Raw genomic sequence first — 236 nt, forward strand, 5'->3', positions numbered from 1 at the left:
GTGACCTGGTGGCGGCCAAACGCTTCCTCCGCAAGGCGCTGACGCGCCATGGCCGGCCGGAGCGCATCGTCATCGACGGCAGCCAGACCAATTACGAAGCGATCCTTTCCTGCGACGCTGAAAGGCGGCTGCGGCAGCGATCGCGGCGGCCGCTGAAGCCGATCCGCATCCGCAATAGCCGGTATCTCAACAATCGGATCGAACAGGATCACCGGCGTATCAAGCGCCGCATTCGA

At 64.0% G+C, this 236-nt stretch carries 1 protein-coding gene; it reads left to right on the forward strand.

The features are described from left to right. On the forward strand, window positions 1-236 hold a 236-nt coding region (locus X738_RS80685; protein WP_023804309.1), incomplete at both ends, for a DDE-type integrase/transposase/recombinase.

Origin of the sequence: Mesorhizobium sp. L48C026A00, assembly GCF_000502375.1 — a bacterium.
In the GTDB taxonomy this organism is placed as follows: Bacteria; Pseudomonadota; Alphaproteobacteria; order Rhizobiales; family Rhizobiaceae; genus Mesorhizobium; species Mesorhizobium muleiense.